Origin of the sequence: Alkalihalophilus lindianensis, assembly GCF_032843265.1 — a bacterium.
GTDB classification, from domain to species: Bacteria; Bacillota; Bacilli; order Bacillales; family Bacillaceae_D; genus Alkalihalophilus; species Alkalihalophilus lindianensis.
Genome location: NZ_JAWJBA010000252.1, coordinates 1 through 276, shown reverse-complemented (window position 1 = coordinate 276; position 276 = coordinate 1). Strand labels below are relative to the sequence as shown.

General features: G+C 38.8%; 1 protein-coding gene. It reads right to left on the bottom strand.

From position 1 onward, the window contains the following. Positions 1-276 (bottom strand): PTS transporter subunit IIC (locus RYX56_RS22150; protein WP_317124090.1); only part of this gene is annotated, 276 nt, incomplete at both ends.

Below are 276 nucleotides of genomic sequence, written 5' to 3'. Positions count from 1 at the left end.
AACTTAAGAAACCAATGACAGTAGCTGTAGGAGCAAACGGGAATACAATTGGGCAGTCTAAGGCTGGTTTGGCATTAGGAATTAAACGTTCAGAAATACCAACAAATGCGTTGACAATTTCCCCTAAAAGCATTCGAACCCCGGTAATAATGACATAAAGCGATGCTGCAAAGCTTAGCCCTTGAAATAAAGGATAAACTAACCAGTGTACTCCATTAGATAATGTCTCTACTTCTTCTTTTCCTGCAGCTATAGCTGCAACATAAAAGAAGATAA